Origin of the sequence: Jiella sp. M17.18 (genome assembly GCF_041027365.1) — a bacterium.
Classification (GTDB): domain Bacteria; phylum Pseudomonadota; class Alphaproteobacteria; order Rhizobiales; family Rhizobiaceae; genus VKMB-3413.
Map to the genome: position 1 here is coordinate 128,027 of NZ_JBFTEH010000011.1, position 21,370 is coordinate 149,396.

Annotated in this window: 22 protein-coding genes; 13 read left to right on the forward strand and 9 right to left on the reverse strand. The window is 68.2% G+C overall.

Annotated elements, in window-relative coordinates:
* Positions 1-71: 71 nt before the first annotated feature.
* Positions 72-617 carry an Hsp20/alpha crystallin family protein gene (locus AB5S17_RS18875; protein WP_369242268.1) on the reverse strand — a complete coding sequence of 182 codons (546 nt, stop codon included), beginning with the start codon at positions 615-617 and terminating at the stop codon, positions 72-74.
* A 434-nt stretch (positions 618-1,051) separates the two neighbouring features.
* On the opposite strand from AB5S17_RS18875, the gene AB5S17_RS18880 reads away from it, so the two are divergent.
* Complete coding sequence (locus AB5S17_RS18880; protein WP_369242270.1) at positions 1,052-2,035, forward strand: zinc-dependent alcohol dehydrogenase family protein; 984 nt, start codon at positions 1,052-1,054, stop codon at positions 2,033-2,035.
* Here the strand turns inward: AB5S17_RS18880 and AB5S17_RS18885 are convergent.
* The 6 genes from AB5S17_RS18885 to AB5S17_RS18910 form a co-directional block, all read right to left on the reverse strand.
* Positions 2,008-3,861: a heavy metal translocating P-type ATPase gene (locus AB5S17_RS18885; protein ID WP_369242272.1), complete on the reverse strand. Its 1,854-nt coding sequence runs from the start codon at positions 3,859-3,861 to the stop codon at positions 2,008-2,010. The genes AB5S17_RS18880 and AB5S17_RS18885 overlap by 28 nt on opposite strands.
* Before the next feature lie 188 nt (positions 3,862-4,049).
* Complete coding sequence (locus AB5S17_RS18890; RefSeq protein ID WP_369242274.1) at positions 4,050-6,842, reverse strand: cation-translocating P-type ATPase; 2,793 nt, start codon at positions 6,840-6,842, stop codon at positions 4,050-4,052.
* Positions 6,843-6,850: 8 nt separating this feature from the next.
* Complete coding sequence (locus tag AB5S17_RS18895) at positions 6,851-7,759, reverse strand: universal stress protein (RefSeq protein WP_369242276.1); 909 nt, start codon at positions 7,757-7,759, stop codon at positions 6,851-6,853.
* 18 nt (positions 7,760-7,777) lie between these two features.
* Positions 7,778-8,704, reverse strand: coding sequence for a universal stress protein (locus tag AB5S17_RS18900; RefSeq protein ID WP_369242278.1), 927 nt, complete (start codon positions 8,702-8,704; stop codon positions 7,778-7,780).
* Between the two features lie 119 nt (positions 8,705-8,823).
* On the reverse strand, positions 8,824-9,708 hold the full coding sequence (locus tag AB5S17_RS18905) for an MBL fold metallo-hydrolase (RefSeq protein ID WP_369242280.1): 885 nt from the start codon (positions 9,706-9,708) through the stop codon (positions 8,824-8,826).
* A gap of 39 nt (positions 9,709-9,747) precedes the next feature.
* Positions 9,748-10,386, reverse strand: coding sequence for a peroxiredoxin (locus tag AB5S17_RS18910; RefSeq protein ID WP_369242282.1), 639 nt, complete (start codon positions 10,384-10,386; stop codon positions 9,748-9,750).
* Positions 10,387-10,697: 311 nt separating this feature from the next.
* Here AB5S17_RS18910 and AB5S17_RS18915 point away from each other — a divergent pair, with 311 nt between their 5' ends.
* The 6 genes from AB5S17_RS18915 to AB5S17_RS18940 all read left to right on the forward strand — a co-directional run bounded on the left by AB5S17_RS18915 (position 10,698) and on the right by AB5S17_RS18940 (position 15,353).
* Positions 10,698-11,339, forward strand: coding sequence for a peroxiredoxin (locus tag AB5S17_RS18915; protein WP_369242284.1), 642 nt, complete (start codon positions 10,698-10,700; stop codon positions 11,337-11,339).
* Positions 11,336-11,776 (forward strand): ArsR/SmtB family transcription factor, encoded by a 441-nt coding sequence (locus AB5S17_RS18920; protein WP_369242286.1) that lies wholly within the window; start codon positions 11,336-11,338, stop codon positions 11,774-11,776. Before AB5S17_RS18915 ends, AB5S17_RS18920 begins: the two co-directional genes overlap by 4 nt.
* An 89-nt stretch (positions 11,777-11,865) precedes the next feature.
* Positions 11,866-13,554, forward strand: coding sequence for a TIGR01244 family sulfur transferase (locus AB5S17_RS18925; protein ID WP_369242288.1), 1,689 nt, complete (start codon positions 11,866-11,868; stop codon positions 13,552-13,554).
* A gap of 108 nt (positions 13,555-13,662) precedes the next feature.
* On the forward strand, positions 13,663-14,448 hold the full coding sequence (locus AB5S17_RS18930) for a sulfite exporter TauE/SafE family protein (RefSeq protein WP_369242290.1): 786 nt from the start codon (positions 13,663-13,665) through the stop codon (positions 14,446-14,448).
* Between the two features lie 33 nt (positions 14,449-14,481).
* A complete protein-coding gene (locus AB5S17_RS18935) occupies positions 14,482-14,916 on the forward strand; it encodes a YeeE/YedE family protein (RefSeq protein ID WP_369242292.1) in 435 nt (144 codons plus the stop codon).
* A gap of 11 nt (positions 14,917-14,927) precedes the next feature.
* Entirely contained in the window at positions 14,928-15,353 is a 426-nt protein-coding gene (locus tag AB5S17_RS18940; protein ID WP_369242294.1) for a DUF6691 family protein, read from the forward strand.
* Positions 15,354-15,704: 351 nt separating this feature from the next.
* Here the strand turns inward: AB5S17_RS18940 and AB5S17_RS18945 are convergent, their stop codons facing one another.
* The gene (locus AB5S17_RS18945) at positions 15,705-16,673 is read right to left on the reverse strand and encodes a hypothetical protein (RefSeq protein WP_369242296.1); all 969 of its coding nucleotides are present in this window, start codon (positions 16,671-16,673) and stop codon (positions 15,705-15,707) included.
* 44 nt (positions 16,674-16,717) lie between these two features.
* Entirely contained in the window at positions 16,718-17,215 is a 498-nt protein-coding gene (locus AB5S17_RS18950; RefSeq protein WP_369242298.1) for a hypothetical protein, read from the reverse strand.
* Between the two features lie 502 nt (positions 17,216-17,717).
* Between AB5S17_RS18950 and AB5S17_RS18955 the strand changes: the two genes are divergently transcribed.
* From AB5S17_RS18955 to AB5S17_RS18980, 6 genes are all read left to right on the forward strand, one after another.
* Entirely contained in the window at positions 17,718-17,918 is a 201-nt protein-coding gene (locus tag AB5S17_RS18955) for a hypothetical protein (RefSeq protein WP_369242300.1), read from the forward strand.
* A 441-nt stretch (positions 17,919-18,359) separates the two neighbouring features.
* Positions 18,360-18,896 carry a hypothetical protein gene (locus AB5S17_RS18960; RefSeq protein ID WP_369242302.1) on the forward strand — a complete coding sequence of 179 codons (537 nt, stop codon included), beginning with the start codon at positions 18,360-18,362 and terminating at the stop codon, positions 18,894-18,896.
* Between the two features lie 172 nt (positions 18,897-19,068).
* The gene (locus AB5S17_RS18965; protein ID WP_369242304.1) at positions 19,069-19,638 is read left to right on the forward strand and encodes a recombinase family protein; all 570 of its coding nucleotides are present in this window, start codon (positions 19,069-19,071) and stop codon (positions 19,636-19,638) included.
* The gene (locus AB5S17_RS18970) at positions 19,635-19,871 is read left to right on the forward strand and encodes a WGR domain-containing protein (protein WP_369242306.1); all 237 of its coding nucleotides are present in this window, start codon (positions 19,635-19,637) and stop codon (positions 19,869-19,871) included. The genes AB5S17_RS18965 and AB5S17_RS18970 overlap by 4 nt, the downstream gene beginning before the upstream one ends.
* Before the next feature lie 346 nt (positions 19,872-20,217).
* Entirely contained in the window at positions 20,218-20,877 is a 660-nt protein-coding gene (locus tag AB5S17_RS18975) for a hypothetical protein (protein ID WP_369242308.1), read from the forward strand.
* A 63-nt stretch (positions 20,878-20,940) separates the two neighbouring features.
* Positions 20,941-21,369 (forward strand): hypothetical protein, encoded by a 429-nt coding sequence (locus AB5S17_RS18980; RefSeq protein ID WP_369242310.1) that lies wholly within the window; start codon positions 20,941-20,943, stop codon positions 21,367-21,369.
* Position 21,370: the final 1 nt, after the last annotated feature.

Consider the following 21,370-nt stretch of genomic DNA (forward strand, 5'->3'; position numbering starts at 1 on the left):
AAAGGACGCCGTCCCGCGCGGCGACGGCGCCCTTCCCCGGGGGCTCGGCGGCCCTGGCGGCGATCAGGCGCTCACGCCGCCTTCACCGCGATCGTCTTCTCCTCGGCCTTGGCCTCGGCGGTCTTCGGAAGCGTGACGGTCAGGACGCCCTTGGCGAAGCGCGCCTCGATCTTGTCCTGGTCGACGCCCTTCGGCAGGGCGAAGGAACGCACGAAGGAGCCGTAGCGGCGCTCCGACAGATGATAGTCCTTCTGCCGCTCCTCCTTCTCTTCCTTCTTCTCGCCCTTGATGGTGAGCGCACCGTTCGCGACCTTCACCTCGACGTTCTTCTCGTCGAGGCCCGGCAGCTCGGCCGTGATCTCGTACTCGCCGTCCTTCTCGGCGACGTCCACCGCCGGCGCCCCTGCGCCGAACAGCATGTCGCGCGGAAAGGCGAAGTCGAGCTCGAAGCCCGGACGCGACAGGGACGTGCCGCGGCGGCCGCCGAACATGTCGAAGAGGCGGTCCATTTCACCGCGCAGCGTCTCGAAGGGCGACCACAGACGGGCGGCACCGGTCTCCGCGGGAGCGGCGGGAGTTTCAGTCTTCACCGGAAGCTTGGTTGCAGTATCGGCCATGATGTCTTCTCCTGATCGAAAATGGCCTGACCCGGTCGTGCGATGTCAGGTCGTGGGGCGTCTGACGGACAGATCCTCCGCCGGGTTCCCGCCGTTGGGTGCCGCTTGCGGCACGGGCGACGCGGCGCGAAGGCCGCAACCGGCCCGGAGCGGCCGGACCCCATGATGAGGCCGCAGCGGCGCCGGCGCCGCCTTGATCCGGATCAACCCTCGCCTGTGATGCGAAAGAAGTGCCGTTGCGGACGTGCGGATACCGGACCGCGGCGGCGATTCCGAAGGGAAAGCTTTCGCAGCCGAAGGGGAGCGCCTTGCGGCAGGTCAAACCGTCCGGGAGCCGGAAGCGGGATGATCGCCGCGTCGCCGGCGCGAGACGGCATCATCATCATCATTGTCATCGGGGCGCATGCGGCCCCGGCACTCCGGGGATATTGATCATGCGAGCGATGGTCCTGCGCGCGATCGGCAAGCCGCTACGGCTCGAAACGCGCCCCGATCCCCTGCCCGGCACCGGCGAGATCCGCGTCAGGGTCGAGGCCTGCGCCGTCTGCCGGACCGATCTCCATGTCGTCGACGGCGAGCTTCCCGACCCGAAGCTGCCGATCGTGCCGGGCCACGAGATCGTCGGGATCGTTGATGCGATCGGCCCCGGCGTCGCGGGCATGGCGGTGGGAACGCGCGTCGGCGTCCCCTGGCTCGGCCACACCTGCGGCGCGTGCCCGTACTGCCTCGAAGGGCGCGAGAACCTCTGCGACCGGCCGCTCTTCACCGGCTATACCCGCGACGGCGGCTTTGCGACCCATGTCGTCGCCGACGCCGCCTTCGCCTTCCCCTTGGACGGATATGCCGATCCCGTCGCCGCGGCGCCGCTGATGTGCGCCGGGCTGATCGGCTGGCGCTCGCTCAGGAAGGCGGGCGATGCACGTCGCATCGGCCTCTACGGCTTCGGCGCCGCCGCGCACATCATCGCCCAGGTCTGTCGCTGGCAGGGCCGCAGCGTCTTCGCCTTCACGCGGGCGGGAGACAAAGCCGCGCAGGCCCATGCGCTGTCCCTCGGCTGCACATGGGCCGGCAGTTCCGACGATGCCCCGCCGGAGCCGCTGGACGCGGCGATCCTCTTCGCCCCCGCCGGACCGCTCGTTCCGGCGGCGCTGAAGGCGGTGCGAAAGGGCGGCCGGGTCGTGTGCGGCGGCATCCACATGAGCGACATCCCGCAATTCCCGTACCGGCTGATCTGGGAGGAGCGCTCGATCATCTCCGTCGCCAATCTGACGCGGCAGGACGCGGTGGAATTCCTGGCCCTTGCGCCGGAGGCCGGCGTGAGGACGACAACGCGCGAATATCCGCTCGAGGGGGCGAACGAGGCCCTGTCGGACCTTCGCGCCGGCCGGTTTCAGGGCGCCGCGGTGCTGGTCCCCTGACGCGCTCCCGACCCGAGCGCGCGCAGCGCGTTGAGAATGACCGCGACGTCGATCGCCTCCTGCACCAGGGCACCCTCGACCGGCGGCAGAAACCCGGCTGCGGCGGCGACCATCCCGAGGGCGGACAGGCCGATCCCGGCGCCGACGCTCTGCAGCGCGATCCGCCGCGACCGGCGGGCGATCGCGACGGCCTCGCCGAGCCCGTCGAGACTGTCGCGCAGGAGGATGACGTCGGCCGCTTCCGCCGAGGCGGCCGCGCCCCGAGCGCCCATCGCCACGCCGAGATCCGCCTCGACCAGCGCCGGGGCGTCGTTAACCCCGTCGCCGACCATCATCACCACGCCCGCCGCCTTCTCACGCTGCACCAAAGCGAGCTTGTCTCCCGGTGCGAGGCCCGCGGCGACGGCGTCGAGCCGGAGCGAGGCGGTCACCGCCCGCGCGACGTCGTCGCGATCGCCCGTCGCCAGGACGATGCGGCTGATCCCCTGCCCGCGCAGGCGCGCCAGCATCGCGTCGACGCCGGGACGCAGGCCATCGCGCATCAGGATCAGGCCGGCGAAACGATCGTCGACCGCCACGGCCACGACGAGAGCGCCGGGCCGCACCGCCGCCCGCAGATCGCCGCCTTCGCCGGCGGGCAGTGCCGACGCGACATAGGCCTTGCCGCCCACCCGCACGCGGCGGCCGGCGACGCGGCCGTCGACGCCCTCGCCCGCCTGTTCGCGGGCCTCGGCGGGAAGATCGAGCCGTAGCCCCCGCGCCGTGGCGGCGGCGACGACGGCCTTGGCCACGGCGTGCTGCGACACCTGGTCGAGGCTCGCGGCGAGCCGCAGCACCTCGTCGGCGTCGAAGCCGGCAGCCGGGACGATCTCGGAGACGGCGGCGCTCCCCTCGGTCAGCGTCCCGGTCTTGTCGATGACCAGCGTGGCGACCCGGCCGAGCGTCTCCAGCGCCGCGCCGCCCTTGACCAGGACCCCGACCCGTGCCGCCCGCGAAATGCCGGCGACGATCGCAACGGGGACGGCGAGGATCAGCGGACAGGGCGTCGCCACGACCAGCACCGCGACCGCGCGAACCGGATCTCCCGAAAGCCACCAAGCGAGCCCGGCGAGCACCAGCGTCGCCAGCATGAAGCCGAGCGCGAAGCGGTCGGCGAGGCGCGTCATCGGCGCCTGCGCCCTCGTCGCCTCCTCGACCAGCCGAATGATCCCGGCATAGGTGCTGCGGGCGGCGGTCTCGGTGGCGAGGAGATCGAAGGCGCCGCCGACATTGGTGGACCCGCTCATCGCCGCCTCTCCGTCGCGCCGGGTGATCGGCACCGACTCTCCGGTCAGCGCCGCTTCGTCGACGAGCGCAGTCCCGCTGATGCAGCCGTCGACCGGCAGGACGTCGCCGAGCCGGACCAGCAGCCGGTCGCCGACCGCGATCTCGCCGACGGCGACGGTCTCGAGCCCGCTCCCGCCATAGCGCAAGGCGGTGCGCGGGGCGCGGTCGAGAAGGGCGTTCATGTCGCGGCTCGCGCGGCCCTGGGCGAAGAACTCCAGCGCCTGCCCGCCGGCATACATCAGCGCGACCACCGCCGCGGCCAGCGTCTCGCCGATCGCCAGCGCCGAAGCCATGGCGAGGGCCGCCACGAGATCGAGCCCGAACTCGCCGCGCCGCAGGCTGGTGACGATCTCGACCGAAAGCACCGCCAGCACGGCAGCAACGCCGGTCGACCAGGCGATGGCCGCGAGGTCGCGATAGCCGACGAAGAACAGCGCGCCGCCGACGAGGAGCCCTGCCCCTGCGGCACCCATCGGCAGGGAGCCCGCGAGCGACCGCAAAAGCCGTCCGCCTCGCCCGGCCGTCTCGACTGCCGCGATCGCACCCACGCCGGAACCAGCCTTTCCCGAAAGGATCGAGGTCTTCACGCGACCGCGCGTGCCTGCCGCGTCGCCCCCGTGCGAAGATGCGGAGCCGCTCGGCCGGCGTTCATCCTGCGTCCGGCGCCGGCTGCCCGCCTTGATCCCGGTCAAGCGGTGGACGCTGCCGGAGAGGATCGCCTTTCCCGACGGCCGAGCGACCGCAGCAGCTTGTCGGCCTCCATCACCAGAAGCACCGACAGGGCGACCGGCACGAGCATCAGCCATTGCGACAGCGGCAGCGGCGCGAGCCCGAGGAGGTCGCGGATTCCGGGGGTGAAGGCGGCGCCGACATGGATCGCCTGCGCGCCGACGATCGCGCCGATCAGCGGCCAGTTGGCCGACAGGGGAACGCGGAAGGCGGAGCGCGTCTCCGACCGGCAGTTGAACACCTGGACGTTCTCGAAGGCGACCATCAGGAAGAGCAGCGTGTTGCGCGCGTCGAACTGGCTCCAGCCCTGGCCGATCATCCAGGCGAAGGCGGCGGTGGAAACGAGGCCGATGACCGCTCCCGACAGCAGCGTCTCGCGGATCATCAGCGCGTCGAACAGCGGCTCTTTGGGCGAGCGCGGGGGCCGGTGGAGCAGGCCGGGCTCCGAGCCTTCCGCGGCGAGCGCGACATCCTGGGCGCCGTTGGTCACGAGGTTCAGCCAGAGGAGCTGGATCGCCGTCAGCGGCAGCGGCAGGCCGGTGGCGAGCGCGAGCAGGAAGATGACGGCTTCCGCCGCGCCGGTGCTGATCGAGAGGTAGATCACCTTGCGGATGTTGGCGTAGGCCGCGCGCCCCTCGTCGATGCCGGCGACGACCGAGGCGAAATTGTCGTCGGCGAGCACCAGATCGGCGGCGTCGCGCGCGGCGTCGGTTCCGTCGCGGCCCATCGCCACGCCGAGATCGGCGCGATGCAGCGCCGGCGCGTCGTTGACGCCGTCGCCGGTCATGGCGACGAGGTGCCCGGCGCGCTGCAGCGCCTCGACGATCCGGACCTTGTGTGCCGGCTCGACGCGGGCGAAGACGTTGGCTACCGCGATCCGCGCATCGAGATCGGCACCGGCCGCGGCGATCTCGCGGCCGGTGACCACCTCCTGCGGACGTTCGGCGATGCCGAGGTCGCGGGCGATGGCGAGCGCGGTGGCCGCATGGTCGCCGGTGATCATCTTGACCATGACGCCGGCGCTCCGGCACGCGGCGACCGCCTCGCGCGCCTCGGGCCGCAAGGGGTCGATGAAACCGGCGAGGCCGAGCAGCGTCAGTCCGCCGAGGTCGCCCTCGAGGCGATGATCCGCCGCCGCCGCGGTCCCGTGATCGAGCCGCTTCATCGCCACGGCCAGAACCCGGTAGCCGCGGCTCGCGACCTCCTCGGCGAGCCGCAGGACCATGTCGCGGTCGATGCCCTCGCAGAGCGGCAGGATCACTTCGGCCGCGCCTTTCACATGCACGCAGCGGCCGTCCTCGTGCTCGTGCAGGCTGGCGGCATATTTGCGCTCGGCGGAGAACGGCAGGTCGGCGATCCGCCGCGCCGTCTTGCGCAATGCGCCGGTGTCGAGCCCGGCCTTGATCGCGAGGACGAGGAAGGCGAGATCCACCGTGTCGCCGCTGCGGCCTTCGGCGCCGCCGGCCGGGTCGAAGTCGGCGTCGTTGCACAGCGCCGCCGAACGGGCGAGCGAACGCGCCGCGCCCTCGGCCGCCTCGCTCAGCCCCTCGCCGGCCTGGTCCATCGCGCCGACGGTGTCGAAGCCGACGCCTCCCACCTCGACGAAGCCATGCTCCGGCAGCCACAGGCGCTTCGCCGTCAGCTGGTTCATCGTCAGCGTGCCGGTCTTGTCGGTCGCGACCACCGTGCAGGCACCGAGGCCTTCGACCGCCGGCAGGTGCCGCACGATGACGTTGCGGCGCGCCATGCGGCGGGTGGCGATCGACAGGGCGATGGTGACCGCGACCGGCAGGCCTTCGGGGATCACCGACACGGCCAGCGCGATGGCGACGAAGAAGGTCTCGCGCAGCGATGCGCCGGCGCCGAGCTGCAGCGCGATGACCGCCGCGACGAGGCCGAGCGAGACGAAGCCGAGGATCCGGGTGAAGCGGTCGAGGCGCTGCGTCAGCGGCGGCGCCGCGGCGGGCGACTGCAGGGCGCCGGCGATCGCGCCGATCTCGGTCCGGCCGCCGGTGGCGACGACCAGCGCCCGGGCGCGACCCCGCTGAAGGGTCGAGCCGGCGAACAGCATGGTCAGCCGCTCGGCGAGCGGCGTGTCGGCGGCAATTGCGCCGTCCGCCACCTTGTCGACGGGCAGCGACTCGCCGGTCAGCGACGACTCGTCGGCCTGGACCTCGGCGGCGTCGAGAATGCGCAAATCGGCCGGAACGCGGTCGCCGCCTTCCAGAAGGACGACATCGCCCGGCACCAGCAGCGTGGAGTCGAGGCGGCGCACGGCGCCGTCCCGCAGCACCCGCGCAACCGTCGCGATCGCCCGGCGCAGCGCCGCCGTGTTCGCCTCGGCGCGCCATTCCTGCGCCGCGCCGACGGCGGTGTTGATGATCAGGACGAGGAAGATGAAACCGGCATCGTCGTATTCGGCGAGCACCAGCGCGACGGACGCCGCGGCGAGGAGCAGGTAGATCAGCGGGCTCTTCAGCTGGCCGAGGACGATCGCCAGGAGCGAACGGCCCGGCGGCTGCGGCAGGGCGTTGCGCCCGTGGACGGCGAGACGCCGTTCGGCCTCGCCGGCGGTGAGCCCGGCGAGCGACGTGCCGAGGCGCGCGAGGGCCGCCTCGCAGGAAAGCGCATGCCACGCGCCGTCCCGGGCCGGACCGCCCGCCGTGACCTCGCCCGCGGAAGCCGCCCGTCGCCGGGACGGGAGCTCCGGCTCCGCATCGCGGACGGCGGCATCCTGCCGGACATCCGCCACCGGTTTTCTCACCGCGACAGCAGCGTGCAGATCTGCGAGCCGTCGAGAAGATCGCGGGTCACGCCGCCGAAGGCCCATTCGCGCGCCCGCGAATGTCCGTAGGCACCGACGATCAGGAGATCGGCAGCCCCTTCCACCGCGATCTCGACGAGCCGCGCGGCGATGAAATCCTCGACCCGGTTGTCGACCACGATGTCGGCCGAGATGTCGTGCCGTCGCAGGAAGGCCTGCGGCAGCTCGCCGTCATGCCTGGAAGCATCCCGGCCGACGAGCGCGATGGTGACCTCCTCGGCGCGCGCCAGGAACGGCAGCGCGTCCGCGAGCGCCCGCCGCGCCTCCCGCGTGTCCTTCCAGCCGATCACGATCCGCTTTCCGCCGAGCTGGTCGATGCCGGGCGAGACCACCAGCACCGGCCGGCCGACGGCCATCACCAGATCGCCCGGCCCGACCCCCATGGCGCCCGGATTGGGATCGGTGGGGCCGCGACGTCCGCAGACCAGAAGATCGGCTTCGCAGCCATGCTTGTGGACGAAGCTCAGCGGCGCGGCGACCGCCTGGAACCAGGCGGCGCCCTTGCGCTCGCCGGCCTCCCGCTCGAAGAGCGTCCGGGCGCTCGAGAGGTCCTCGGCGGCACGCTCTTCTTCCTGGCGCAGGATCTGATCGACAGCCTGAGGGTACTCGGAGACGAAGACCGGCCACTCGACCTGCGAGGCGGCGACGCCGATCAGCTCGGCGCGGAAGCGATCCGCCAGCGAAACCGCCAGGCGAAGCCGGCCGCTGGCATCGTCCGCGGCGTCCGCGACGACGAGCAGGGTCCGGTAGCTTGGCGCCGCCCGCCCCGGCTCGGACGAGGTGTCCCGGAGGTCGGCGGTCGCGCCACGCGGAGCCGCGACGGTCTGCAGGGTGTCTTGCACCATGTCCTCATCCTTTCTCGATCAATGTGCGAGGAGAAGCGGCACGCGGCTGCTGCGCAGAAGCTCGCGGGTCACGCCGCCGAGCAGGAGTTCGCGCATCCGCGAGTGCCCGTAGGCGCCGATGACGATCATCTGCGCCCCGAGGACCTCCGCCTCGTGCATCAGCCCCTCGGCGGCATCCTGCCAGTTCGCCAGTTCCCGGGTTTCGACGCTGACGCCGTGCCGCGCGAGGTGGCGGGCCATATCGGCCATCGGCTCGAGCCCGCGCTGCTCGGAGGAGCCCTCTTCCGCGACGCTGGCGAGGACGACCTGGCCGGCGCGCTGCAGGAAGGGAAGCGCCGCGGCGACGGCATGGGCGCATTCGGGAGTGTCGCGCCAGCCGACCAGGATCGTCTCCGGCATGACGGCGGCTGCGGCGCCTCGGCGCGGCGCGACGAGCGCCCCGGAACCGGCGGTGAACACGACCGCTTCCAGGAGATCCATCCCGACCGAGGACGACAGGGCCTGCTGCGAGATGCCGACGAGGTCGCAGGTCCCGGACAGCCGGACGACCTCCGGCAGGATCTCGCTCATGGCGCCGTCGCGGCGCCGCAGTTCCCAGGCGACGCCGAGGCGGCCCAGCCGCTCGCGCAGTTGCAGCGCCGCCGCATCGCCCACGCGCTCGCATTGCTCGACCACCTGCGCCGCGAGCCAGCCGGCCCCCGGCCCGGCCGGCAGCACCGGCAGGCCGATATGATTGACCAGGAACACATCGAGATGCGCGCCGAAGACGGCGGCGATGGTCTCGCAACAGGCGATGGCGTCCTCGTCCGCGGCCGTGCCGTCCACGAGGACGGCGAGGTCGGCAAGGCGCGCGGTCGGATCGGGCCGCAAGGCGGCTTGCCCGCCTGACGGAGACTGCGTTTCGGCAAAGGCCGCGGGCGACGGGCCGGTCATCGTGATCTCCATGGCCATGGCTCGGACGCTGCGACTGTGCGCGCGCTCTCGGGCCGTGACCTTGATGCAGATCAAGGGCCGCGGCGGCCGCCGATCGGGCGGCCCGCGGCCCAGCTTCGCCGTTGCCTGCGTCAGAGCGCGTCGAGCGGCACCTTCAGGTAGCGCTTGCCGTTGCTGGCCGGCTCCGGCAGCGCTCCGGCCTTCATGTTCACCTGCAGCGACGGGATGATCAGCTTCGGCATGTCGAGCGTCGCGTCGCGCTCGGTGCGCTGCTTGACGAATTCGTCCCGCGTCTTGCCGCCGCCGACATGGATGTTGTGCGCCTTCTCCTCGCCGACCGTCGTCTCGAAGCGGATGTCGCGGCCGTTCGGGCCATAGTCGTGGCACATGAAGAGCCGCGTCTCGTCCGGCAGCGCCAGCACCTTCTGGATCGAGTCGTAGAGCGTGCCGGCATCGCCCCCGGGAAAGTCGGCGCGAGCCGAGCCGCCGTCCGGCATGAACAGGGTGTCGCCGACGAAGGCGGCGTCGCCCATCACATGTGTCATGCAGGCCGGCGTGTGGCCCGGCGTGTGGATCGCGACACACGGCATCTCGCCCACCGTATAGGTGTCCCCGTCGTCGAACAGCCGGTCGAACTGCGAGCCGTCGCGCTGGAACTCGGTGCCCTCGTTGAAGATCTTGCCGAAGGTCTCCTGCACGACGGTGATGTTGCGGCCGATGCCGAGCTTGCCGCCGAGCTTTTCCTGGATGTAGGGCGCGGCCGACAGGTGGTCGGCATGGACGTGCGTCTCGATCAGCCATTCGACCTTCAGGCCCTCGGCCCTGACATAGGCGATGATCTCGTCGGCATGGGTGTAGCTGATGCGGCCGGCGGCATAGTCGATGTCCATGACGGAATCGACGATAGCGCAGGCATTGGCGGCCGGATCCTTGACGACATAGCTGATCGTGTTGGTGGCCGGATCGAAGAAGCCCTTCACCTGAGGCTTCACCTCGAGATGGACGGGATAGGTCATGGCGATGTCTCCTCTTTGCGGTGATGTTCGGCCGCGCGATCAGGCGTCGGTGCCGATGTCGGTCAGGCGCAGATACGGCCGCACGGTCTCGAACCCCTGCGGGAATTCCCGCCTCGCCTCCTCGTCGGACAGGGAATTGCGGATGATGACCTTGTCGCCGGGCTGCCAGTCGGCGGGGCAGGCGACGGTGAGGCGGTCGGTCAGCTGCAGTGCGTCGATCGCCCGGAGAATCTCGGAGAAATTCCGCCCGACGGTCATCGGATAGGCCATGGTCAGGCGGATCTTCATCGTGGGATCGATCAGGAAGACGGTCCGCACGGCCGCGGTATCGTCCTCGCCAGGGTGGATCATGCCGTAGAGCTCTGCGACCTTCCTCTCCTTGTCGGCGACGATCGGGAAGCTCAGCCTCGTGTGCTGCGTCTCGTCGACGTCCGAGATCCAGGCGACGTGCTCGTTCACGCTGTCGGTCGAAAGACCCAGCGGCTTGACGCCGCGCTTCTCGAACTCCGGCGCGAGCTGCGCCGTGCGGCCCATCTCCGTGGTGCAGACCGGGGTGAAGTCGGCCGGATGCGAGAAGAAGAAGACCCAGGAGCCCTTCGCCCAGTCGTGGAAGCGGATGGTCCCTTGCGTCGTCTCGATCTCGAAATCCGGTGCGGTATCTCCAATCCTCAGTGCCATCTGTCTCGTCCTTTCCTTTCGCGCGATGTGCGGCGCATGCGCCGAAGCGGCGGAATGAGAGGCCGGTCTCGGCGGTCGACCCATCCGCGGCAGCCGCCGCTGGAGGCGCAGATGCCCAAGCCGGACATCATTTTGCGATTCCATATATTGTTCCAGGGTCAGCCCCCCGAACGCGTTCTGCGCCGGGCGACCGGGCGGCTGGCTAGCCTTACCACACCCGCCGCCCTGATGACTCCGATATAGATATGATATTTGCATATTGACAAGGGGATTTATATGCATATTTCTGAAATCGAATTGATGGAGATCGCATGTCGGACCTGCTTCCCCAGACCCCGCACCCGCCGCGCATCGGCGACGCCGCACCGGATTTCTCCTGCCGCTCCACCAGCGGCGAGGTGAGGCTGTCGGACTATCGCGGCCGCTGGCTGGTCTTCTTTTCGCATCCGGCGGACTTTACCCCGGTCTGCACGTCGGAATTCGTCGCCTTCGCCAAGGCCGCAGGCGCCTTCGAGGCGATCGGCTGCGATCTCCTCGGCCTGTCCGTCGACAGCCTGTTCTCGCATTTCGCCTGGATGCGGGCGATCGAGGAGCGCTTTTCGGTGAAGATCCCCTTCCCCGTCTGCGAGGATCCGTCGATGGCGATCGCGAAGGCCTTCGGCATGCTGGACGCTGCGGCGGGATCCAGCGCGACGGTGCGCGGCCTCTTCGTGATCGACCCGCAGGGCATCGTGCGGATGAGCGCCTTCTATCCCCTGTCCACGGGCCGCAGCGTCGCCGAGATCCTGCGCACCGTGCGGGCGCTGCAGCTCTCCGACAGCCACGACGTCGCGACGCCCGAGGGCTGGCAGCCGGGAGACGAGATCATCGACTTCGCCGACATGGTGCGCGAGGACGGCCTCGGCGTCTCCGACTGGCTCTACCGCACCCGCGGACTGGAGGCGTCGGAATGATGACGACGCCGCCCCGCATCGACAGCGCGCCGATTCTTGCGACCGCAGACCTCTTCAAGCGACTGAGCCACCCGGCGCGCCTCGCCATCGTCTGCCATCTCGCCATCGGCGAGCGGTCGGTGGGGGAACTGGAGGCCGAGCTCGGCCTCGCCCAGCCCTCGCTGTCGCAGCAGCTGACGGAGCTGAGAAAGGCCGGGCTCATCACGCCGCGGCGGCAGGCGAAGCAGGTGTTCTATCGCCTGACGGACGAACGCGTGGAGCGGGTCCTGAACCTGCTCTGCAACAAGACGCCGTCGGCTATGCCGGCCGGCACCCGGCGCAGGCCGGCCCCGCCGCTGTCGGCCGCGGTCTTCGCGCAGGTCGGGAGCGCCGCCGCCGAACCCAGCGGCGCCGAGCACCCCGAACAGGCGGAGCGCGCCGGACCCGCCCCGCGCTGACCTCGAAACAGACACGGCAGCCCGATCCGCCGACGCAAGGCAGCGGCGAGACGGCGAAGCGAACAAATCGGAACGATGGGGAGGCCCGCATGTCCGAAGCCAAGAAACTCACCGATCAGCTCTCCGTCCAGGGCCAGGTCCGGCCGGACGAAATCCCGGCGCTGAAGGCGGCCGGCTTCCGCGCGATCATCGTCAACCGTCCGGACGGCGAAGGCGCCGACCAGCCGGGCTTCGCCGAAATCGCGCGGGCGGCGAAGGACGCCGGGATGGAGGCCCGCTATCTGCCGGTGGAGACCGGCAAGGTGTCGGACGCGGACGCGGAACGGTTCGGGGCGACCTTCGACGAGTTGCCGAAGCCGGTGCTGGCCTTCTGCCGCTCGGGCACCCGCTCGACCACGCTCTGGGCGCTCAGCCAGGCGGGCCGGATGCCGCTGCCGGAGATCCTCGCCCGGGCGAAGGCTGCCGGCTACGACATGTCCGGCGTCGTCAGGCGCATCGCCAATGGCGGCCAGGTGCCGACCGACACGGCGGAGATGAGCCACGACATCGTCATCGTCGGGGCGGGCGCCGGCGGCATCGCCGCGGCGGCGAGCCTCGTCGCCCGCGCCAGGGACCTCGACATCGCCATCGTCGATCCGGCCGACATCCACTACTACCAGCCCGGCTGGACGCTCGTCGGCGGCGGCGTGTTCAAGCCGGAGGAGACGCGCAAGGACATGGCCGCGCTGATCCCCGAGGGCGTGAAGTGGATCCGCGCGGCGGTCGCGGCCTTCGAGCCGGACGCGAACGCGGTGATCCTCGAGGGCTGCCGCGTCCTGAAGTACAGGAAGCTGATCGTCGCGCCGGGCCTGAAGCTCGACTGGGCCGGCATTGAGGGCCTGGAGCAGACGCTCGGCCGCAACGGCGTCACCTCGAACTACCGCTACGACCTCGCGCCCTACACCTGGGAGCTCGTCCGGTCGCTGGCGGGCGGAACCGCGCTGTTCACCCAGCCGCCGATGCCGATCAAATGCGCCGGCGCGCCGCAGAAGGCGATGTATCTCTCCTGCTACGAGTGGGAGCGCCGCGGCACCTTGAAGGACACGCATGTCGAGTTCCTCAACGCCGGCGGCGTCCTCTTCGGCGTCAAGGAATACGTTCCGCCGCTGATGGAGTATGTGAAGCGCTACGGCATCGATCTCTGCTTCAGCCACAATCTGAAGAAGATCGACGGGCCGGCGAAGACCGCCTGGTTCGAGAAGACCGACGCCGAAGGCAACAAGACGATGGTCGAGCGCCGGTTCGACATGATCCATGTCGTGCCGCCGCAGACCGCGCCGGACTTCGTGCGCGTTTCGCCGCTGGCGAACGCGGCCGGATGGGTGGATGTCGACCAGGCGACGCTGCGCCACGTGCGCTATCCCGACATCTACAGCCTCGGCGACGTCATGAGCGCCCCGAACGCGAAGACGGCGGCCGCGGCACGCAAGCAGGCGCCGGTCGTGGCGGAAAACCTCTTGCGCGACCTCGGCCGCATCGCCGAGCCGCACAAGGCGATCTACGACGGCTATGGCTCCTGCCCGCTCACGGTCGAGCGCGGCAAGGTGGTGCTGGCGGAATTCCTCTACGGCGGCAAGCGCGCGCCGAGCTTCCCGAAATGGTTCATCGACGACCTGAAGCCGTCCAGGACAGCCTGGCTGCTGAAGGAGAAGATCCTGCCGCCGGTCTACTGGCAGGCGATGCTCAAGGGCCGCGAGCCGATGGCCAAGCCCGGGCACGAGCGCGCCGACGCCGTCTGACGGCGAGGCTCCTGCAATCAGGCCCTTCGGCCGGCGGCACCGCCGGCCCGCCGAACCGCCACCCATTCAACCCTGGAGACTCGGGGGCAGCCCCGAGCGGACAAGACGATGATCCTCGACCCGCTGCAATACGTCCTCGGCGCCCTGTCGGGCTCGCTGGTCGGGCTGACGCTCGGCCTGTTCGGCGGCGGCGGCTCGATCCTCGCCGTACCGTTGATGGTCTACCTCGTCGGCGTGCCGAACGCCCACATGGCGATCGGCACCAGCGCCTTCGCCGTGGCGGCGAATGCCGGCAGCAACCTCGTCAGCCACGCGCGGCTCGGCAATGTCAAATGGCGCTGCGCCGCGCTCTACAGCGTCGCCGGCATCGTCGGCGCCTTCCTCGGCTCGACCCTGGGCAAGGCGATCGACGGGCAGAAGCTCCTGTTCCTGTTCGCCCTTCTGATGATCGTCGTCGGCATCCTGATGTTCCGCGGCCGCGGCCGGGAGGGCGATCCGGGCGCCGAGTGCAACCGCCAGAACGCCCCGAAGGTGCTCGGCTTCGGCGGCGTGACGGGCGCCTTCTCCGGCTTCTTCGGCATCGGCGGCGGCTTCCTCATCGTGCCCGGCCTCGTCGCCTCGACCGGCATGCCGATCCTCAACGCGATCGGCTCGTCGCTCGTCGCCGTCGCCGCCTTCGGCCTGACCACGGCGTTCAACTATGCCTTCTCGGGCCTCGTCGACTGGCCGCTCGCCTTCATCTTCGTCGCCGGCGGGATCGCCGGCGGGATGCTCGGCGCCTTCCTCGCGAAGTTTCTCGCGGGCAAGAAAGGCGCCCTCAACACCGCGTTCGCCGGACTGATCTTCGTCGTCGCGATCTACATGCTCTACAAGAGCGCCGCCGCCTTCGTCTGACCGATCGGGCCGCCGCCGCCTCAGGACAATTCCATGCCTCTCGACACCATCACCCCCTTTACGCCGCTCGCCTCGACGCTGGGCGGCGTCCTCATCGGCCTCTCGGCGGTTCTCGTCATGGCGCTGTTCGGCCGCATCGCCGGCATTTCCGGCATCACCACCGGTGCCGTGCCGGCACGCCGCGACGACTGGCCCTGGCGCCTCGCCTTCGTCGCCGGGCTGATCGCGGCACCGCTGCTCGTCCTCGCCGTCACCGGCGCGCCGGTGCATCAGACGGTTTCCGGCAATCTCGCCGCCATGGCCGTCGCCGGCCTCCTCGTCGGCTTCGGCACCGTCACCGGCTCCGGCTGCACGTCGGGGCATGGCGTCTGCGGCCTCGCTCGGCTGTCGCAGCGCTCGCTCGTTGCCGTCCTCACCTTCATGGCGACGGCCATCCTCACCGTCCTCGTCCTGCGTCACCTTTTCTGAGACCGCTCCCCATGCGCATCATCCTCGGTTTCCTCTCGGGCCTCCTGTTCGGTGTCGGTCTTGTCGTGGCCGGCATGTCGGACCCGGCCAAGGTCCTGAACTTCCTCGACATCTTCGGAACGTGGGACCCGAGCCTCGCCTTCGTCATGGGCGGCGCGGCGATCACCACCTTCCTCGGCTACCGCTTGGTCTGGCGGCGCGAGAAGCCGCTGCTGCTGGCAGACTTCCAGGTGCCGCGGCGGTCCGACATCGACCGCGACCTCCTTCTCGGCGCGGCGATCTTCGGCATCGGCTGGGGCATCGGCGGCTTCTGCCCCGGCCCGGCCTGGACCGCCCTGCCGCTGGCCGCCCCCGGCACGCTGATCTTCCTGCCGGCGATGCTGCTCGGCATGGCTCTTGCCACAGTCTTGAAAGAGCGAAAGCCGGTCACGGCCTGAGCCGCGCGGGGACACGCACTCACGAATTTTGAAGGAGGGCCGCCGCAAGTCCTGACGCGAGAGCGTCCGCGGGGTCAAACGTCAACTTCGCTATTTCGGCGAAGAAGTCCTGATCGCCAGGAGCGAGATGTCGCTGCGATCATCGATCGTGGAGGAGATCGGGGCACCGGCGGAGGCCGTGCCTGCCGCTTTACACGCCGCCACCCGGCGTGCCCTCAAAGCGCTGGTCGGAGTGGCAGGATTTGAACCTGCGACCCCCTCGTCCCGAACAATAGCATCACATGATGAAACCCCGCAATTGCAGGGGCCACAGGACGGCGGAGCTGCCCGCAAATCGCCCTTTGTTCACGGTCAACCTGTCGCCACCTGTCGCCGCGGGCGATTCCGTTCTCCCGACGTTCCCTTCCGCCGGCCGGCGCGGCCCTGGCTGAAAGCGTCGCCGATAGCTTGGTGCGCGCTCGGGTGATGGTGCCCGTAGACATCCTCGAGAACCTCCCGCGTCATGCTCGCGTAGGCGGCGATGTCGTTGAGATCTTCTCCGGACCACATGAGCCAGGTGACGGCGGTGTGACGGAAGGTGTGGGCGACGAACTGGTGATCCTCGCCGAAGACGTCGTCCATCGCCCTCGCCAAGGCCTTCTTCGGGTTCGCGGGGCCGCCGCGATACTCGACCAGGTAAGTCGACGGCGCGTCCCTGAACCACCGCCCCGACTTCGCGTCGCGCTTCCAGACGCCCTGCCGCCAGCGTCGCATGTGCGCCAGGAGCCGGCGCGGGAGGCGGATCGACCCGGCCCGCTTGTTCGCGGCGACCTGCTCGTCTTCGCCGCGCCGGTAGTAGATCTCGCCGTCGAGGTCGAGCCAGGGCCGGCCGTCCTCCTGGACGAAGGCGGCTTCGTAGATCCTCGCGGACCTCGTTCCCGTGTAGACGGCGGTCAGGATGTAGCGGCAGAGATGCCGGAGCGGCCGGCGCCCGGTCTCGACTGTCTCGCCCTTCCTCGGGCCGCGGTGGATCGTCTGCGTCTCACGGGTCGTCCAGCAGTGCCACAACAGGGCCGCCACCTGCTCGCGGGTGAAATACGTCACCCTCGCGTCGTGCTTCTCCGGCAGCGTGATCTTCACCGCATCCCGGCAGAGGCCGTCCGCGATGTAGAGATTCACCGCCGCCCTAAGATCCTCAAGCTCGCGCCTCGCGGCCGACTTCGACCCTCGCTCGGTGACGTAGCGCTTGCACGTGATGCGGTTAATGTCGCCGAGATTCTTCTGGCCCCACCATTCCAAGAGGCGGTCCATCCGGCCCATGAATTCAGTCGGCCGCTTCACCTTCTCCAGGTGTTCCGACGCGTAATGCCGAAGAACGTCCGCGATCAGGGAGTTGTCAGCGCTCTTCGCGAGGACCGGTTCGGCGTCGGCGTGGCGCTGCGCGAGGTAGACTTCAAGGAATTCCTCAGCGCCTGAAATGTCATCCGCGCCGCAACCTGTGCTAATTTTGCGCGATCCGTCTCGGACGACCCAGACGGCTGCGCGTTCGTGTCCTTTGTCGTCGGTGCGGGCCGGCTGGAGCCAGAGGCGTGCGCCCTTCTTAGCTGACAACGTTCTCTCCACTCTCGAATGCCGCGCCGAGTGACGAAGATCGCACGGCCGATTTTCTCGGCCGGCAGGTCGCCCCTGTTGATGGCGCCTCGCAGAACCTTTTCGGACCAGGACAGGCCGATCTCGGGAAGGTACGGTGCGAGCGCGAGCTTGATCGGCTCGTCCGGGCCCGCCTCTTCGAGATCCTCGACGTCCTGAAAATTCGGGAGGGTCACCGTCCCGACGATGAATTGGAATCGCGACATCAATGGATTGTCCGGATCCCCGCGCAACCTGCAATCTCCCAGCGTCGTCTGTCGGAGGTTTGGTTAATGGATCCGGTTATTGACCCCGAGATCGCGTGTTTCGACCCGGCCAGGGTCGAAAGAGGGATACTACCGATTTCCCCGATGATCGATTGTTCTATCAGCCGAACAGCGTGTTGATCCCAACCATCCCGTGACAGCAGGGTGTGACGGAGAAGTTAGCGCGCCGGGTGAAGCCCGACAAGTTGGCTACGGGTCCTTACGCAAGCCTACCTGTGGCGCCACACCATCAGCTAACTATCCTGTCCTTGGCGCTGCGCCAGCACGGGCGCTCAGTTGTCGGCGATGAGCGCCATGAGAACCGTGCAGGGTCGGATACCACTAAACAGAACGCTTCCGCCAGCAAGCTTTTGGAGGAAGGTGGACGCTTCCGAAGATTTTTGAACACCCCCTCTAGGGGGCTGGCCGTGACTATGTCGATGATGCGAGGATAGATGCCTGTCGGCTCAACCGAGACGGGGCTGGCTCGATGGATGAAGGACAAAGCGTTCCACCTCTGCCGGATGGTGATCACGAGCCGAATGTTCCCGTTCCGCTCAGCTTGGCATTGCGCATTCTTGGGATGCTGAACACAGCGATCGAAGACGCTGGCATGTCTGCCGAGGCGCGCGCGTTAATTACGAAGGCGCGCGATAATCTCGCCGACAGGGTCGAAAGCTTTCGCGCCTAACTTCGCGCTTACGGGGTCTCGCCCGCAGAGGCATGTCGATGAGCTCGGTTCCAGATGGCGTGCATTGAGCTCAATCAATGTAGCACATGCACCGGGTGGTAGACCGATGCTGCCGATCTGACTGAGGGTTGGCTGGGAAGGCGCCTGCAGTGGGATCGCCCCATCTTGCTGCAGGCGCTTCATGCTCAGCTAAGATCTCACGCATTGTGCAGGCTGAGACGTACCAATCTATAACCTGTAAGCACGTGTCACCATTCCCCCTTCGATGAGTGGGGCGGCCTCTTGGTGTAGCAATCACAAGGACTTGGGGGAGGTCGAGCGTACTGAAATCGGCGGATGCCGGTAGAAAGAATTATTGGTTTCTTTCTACCGGAAGTGACATTCTGTCGCACGATTAGGAGCTTGCGCATGAGCCGGACGGGCGGTTCGAAGTCGCGCGAATTGGACGACGAAGAGACCGTCGACGCCCTTGTCTTCACGGCGACTGAAATCCTCATGCTCGCCGGTTTGGTCGCGGCAGCGCTCGACGATGAAAACCTCCAGCCCCGGACACGGACTGAGCTGGAGAGAGCGCGATTGCTGCTCGAAAATCTCTCGTGCGCAGCCCCTCAGCGGGCCGAGGAGGGACATGTCGTGGACGACAGTCATCCCTTCATAATCCAGCAGAACATCGAGCTATTCGTGCGGCGACTTGAAATCGAAGACGCGCCGAACCGGCGCTCCCAACTCCGGCGGATGCTGGTTGAGGAAGAGAACAGGTTCGGCCAGCTGACGGAGCAGCTGCAAATGTTGGAGGACAATAGGCAAAAGGCGGCACGCCGCCTCGAAGCTCAGAGGGAGCTGATCAAGCGGCTGGCGGGAGATGGCAAGGACACGTCTCTGGCGAGGAGGACGCTCGAGAACTTCGAGGACATTGCGCGTCTCTTCGACGCCCATCGTGAAACGATTGTTGCAGCGATGGAAAGGACTGCCCCTTAAATTGCCAGCAGCTCGCGTGAACAGGTGAATGACCGGCAATCACTGGAACAGCGATGCCCCTTGAGGAAGCGACCCTCGAGGTGATCACCTCATCGGCACAATCACAAAAATCACGAATTTTGTCCACTTCGTTTGCCCGTTCTGCCTCAAGGGGTTAGAATGGACATAAATCATGGACACAACGAACGCCCCTCCCCGCTCCTTCGGCTATGCCCGCGTCAGCACCGTCGGGCAGACGCTTGAGGCTCAGCTCGAGGAGCTGCACGCCGCCGGATGCACCACCATCTTCCGCGAGAAGGTCTTGGGCGCCCAGAGCGACCGTAAGGAGCTGATGAAGCTCCTCGCCAAGCTGGAGCCCGGCGACGAGCTGGTGGTGACGCGCATCGACCGCCTCGCCCGCTCCACCTTCGACATGTTCGCGATCGTGAAGCGCATCGTCGATGCCGGGGCGCGGTTCCGTTCCCTCGCTCAGCCGTGGGCCAATACCAACGACAGCACCGGGCGGCTGATGCTCGCCGTGCTTGGCGGGTTGGCTGACGTCGAGCGCGACCTCATCAAGACCCGCACGGCCGAAGGCCGCGCCCGCGCCAAGGCGCGCGGGGTGAAGATGGGCCGTAAGCCGAAGCTCACCGCCGCGCAGCGGCGCGAAGCGCTCGAACGCAAGGCCAATGGCGAGGCGCACACCTCGATCGCCCGCTCCTACAACGTCAGCAACCAGACCATCCGGAGGCTTCAGCCATGATGCGGGTGCAGCTGCGGCGGGAAGATCCGGCGAAGAACATGCGCCGGTTTTACGTCATGGAGATCCAGCCAGACCTGTTCGGACAATACACCCTGTTTCGTGAGTGGGGGAGGATTGGCCGGGCGGGGACGGTGCAGGAAACCCCCTTCCCTACCGCCGAGGCGGCCGAAGCGGCGCTCGAGCGCCAGTGGCGGGCCAAGGTGCGGCGGGGCCATCTACAGCCACCTCTCTGACAGTAGCTACGTCAGCAGATAGGCCACGGCGATAAGCCCCACGATCACAATGGCTCCGGCCATCATACCGACAATCAACAAGTCGCCGAGAGGTGGCATTCTGGTTGGGGGCATCACTTGATTGTATTCCGCTAGAAGTAACGTTTGAAACTAAGTCAAACCCCACCAGTTCAGCAGCTGAAGCAAATGCTGCAATGCAAAGCTGGATCATTTTTCATATGTGCGCCGAGTAAGAATAGGGCATTTTGGTGTCAAATCTTGTGAAGCGGCAACCACATCGGCTTCTCGCTAGTTGTTGGGGTCCATCTTGGATACACGCCAAGAGATCCACTAGGGAGTGCACCTGATGAAAATTCTGAAGACCACCGCCGTCGCTACGCTGCTTTTGGCAGGGACCGCGGCTGGCGCCTACGCTCAGTCGTCCACCTCGACGATGGGCACTGGCGGGACGACGATCCAAAACGGCACATCTTCCAGCACGATCGGCACGGGCGGTTCGGCTTCGGGATCGGGGAGCGACTTGGGCTCCGGTTCGGCTTCGACGCTTGGCACGGGCGGTACGTCGGCTGGTGACGGCATGTCATCGTCGTCGGTCGGCACCGGCGGCTCGGCCGCGGGGTCGGGTGACGGTTCCGGATCGGCGTCCACCCTTGGCACTGGCGGCACGTCGGCTGGTGACGGCACCAGCTCCTCGTCGGTTGGCACCGGGGGTTCGGCGGCAGGTTCCGGCAGTGACTCCGGTTCCGGCTCCGCTTCGACTCTCGGCACCGGTGGCACGTCGGCCGGTGATGGCTCGAGCTCTTCCTCGGTCGGCACGGGCGGCTCTGCCGCAGGATCGGGCTCCGGCTCCGGATCTGCCTCGACGCTTGGCACGGGCGGTACGTCGGCTGGCGCCGGCATGTCGTCGTCGTCAGTGGGCACAGGCGGCTCGGCCGCAGGCGCGGCTCAGGATGACACGTCCAACAAGAGCTGCCCTCCGGGTCAGGCCAAGAAGAACAAGTGCTGATCCAGCATAATCCGGGTCGACCCAAACGGGTCGGCCCGTCCCTCATGACCAGGGAGCTTTCTCATGGGTCAGATGACACGGTGGGCTAGTGCCTGCGTTATCGCCGGCGGCGCTTTTGCTTTTGCCGGGCAGGCTTTGGCTGACGAATCGAACGGCGTCGAAATGCAGGATGGATGCCGCGTGATCCACCAAGGCGACCGTGATGACAAAGGTGGGAGTGCAATGTCAGGCTCCACATTCGGCAGCAGTGTTACCGCGGGAAACGGATCCGTCTCAGGATCGACCACGATGCCTGGGCAACCCAAAACGTCTGTCACCGCGGGTGGCGGGCAGGTGACGACATCCGGCAGCGGCAACGGTTCAAGCGTGACCGTGACAAACCAGGGCAACGGTAACGGCTCGTCTGCCTCGACCTCTTCATCATCAACAAGCGGCAACGGTGTCGCCGCGGCGACCTCGTCAAACGGCGACTGCGTGATCGTTACTCACTAAG

Bases quoted from the DNA above. Each gene is read 5' to 3' on its own strand.
- AB5S17_RS18875 (WP_369242268.1), bottom strand. From the start codon at position 617: ATGGCCGATACTGCAACCAAGCTTCCGGTGAAGACTGAAACTCCCGCC.
- AB5S17_RS18880 (WP_369242270.1), top strand. From the start codon at position 1,052: ATGCGAGCGATGGTCCTGCGCGCGATCGGCAAGCCGCTACGGCTCGAA.
- AB5S17_RS18895 (WP_369242276.1), bottom strand. From the start codon at position 7,759: ATGGTGCAAGACACCCTGCAGACCGTCGCGGCTCCGCGTGGCGCGACC.
- AB5S17_RS18900 (WP_369242278.1), bottom strand. From the start codon at position 8,704: ATGGAGATCACGATGACCGGCCCGTCGCCCGCGGCCTTTGCCGAAACG.
- AB5S17_RS18905 (WP_369242280.1), bottom strand. From the start codon at position 9,708: ATGACCTATCCCGTCCATCTCGAGGTGAAGCCTCAGGTGAAGGGCTTC.
- AB5S17_RS18910 (WP_369242282.1), bottom strand. From the start codon at position 10,386: ATGGCACTGAGGATTGGAGATACCGCACCGGATTTCGAGATCGAGACG.
- AB5S17_RS18915 (WP_369242284.1), top strand. From the start codon at position 10,698: ATGTCGGACCTGCTTCCCCAGACCCCGCACCCGCCGCGCATCGGCGAC.
- AB5S17_RS18920 (WP_369242286.1), top strand. From the start codon at position 11,336: ATGATGACGACGCCGCCCCGCATCGACAGCGCGCCGATTCTTGCGACC.
- AB5S17_RS18925 (WP_369242288.1), top strand. From the start codon at position 11,866: ATGTCCGAAGCCAAGAAACTCACCGATCAGCTCTCCGTCCAGGGCCAG.
- AB5S17_RS18930 (WP_369242290.1), top strand. From the start codon at position 13,663: ATGATCCTCGACCCGCTGCAATACGTCCTCGGCGCCCTGTCGGGCTCG.
- AB5S17_RS18935 (WP_369242292.1), top strand. From the start codon at position 14,482: ATGCCTCTCGACACCATCACCCCCTTTACGCCGCTCGCCTCGACGCTG.
- AB5S17_RS18940 (WP_369242294.1), top strand. From the start codon at position 14,928: ATGCGCATCATCCTCGGTTTCCTCTCGGGCCTCCTGTTCGGTGTCGGT.
- AB5S17_RS18955 (WP_369242300.1), top strand. From the start codon at position 17,718: ATGGATGAAGGACAAAGCGTTCCACCTCTGCCGGATGGTGATCACGAG.
- AB5S17_RS18965 (WP_369242304.1), top strand. From the start codon at position 19,069: ATGGACACAACGAACGCCCCTCCCCGCTCCTTCGGCTATGCCCGCGTC.
- AB5S17_RS18970 (WP_369242306.1), top strand. From the start codon at position 19,635: ATGATGCGGGTGCAGCTGCGGCGGGAAGATCCGGCGAAGAACATGCGC.
- AB5S17_RS18975 (WP_369242308.1), top strand. From the start codon at position 20,218: ATGAAAATTCTGAAGACCACCGCCGTCGCTACGCTGCTTTTGGCAGGG.
- AB5S17_RS18980 (WP_369242310.1), top strand. From the start codon at position 20,941: ATGGGTCAGATGACACGGTGGGCTAGTGCCTGCGTTATCGCCGGCGGC.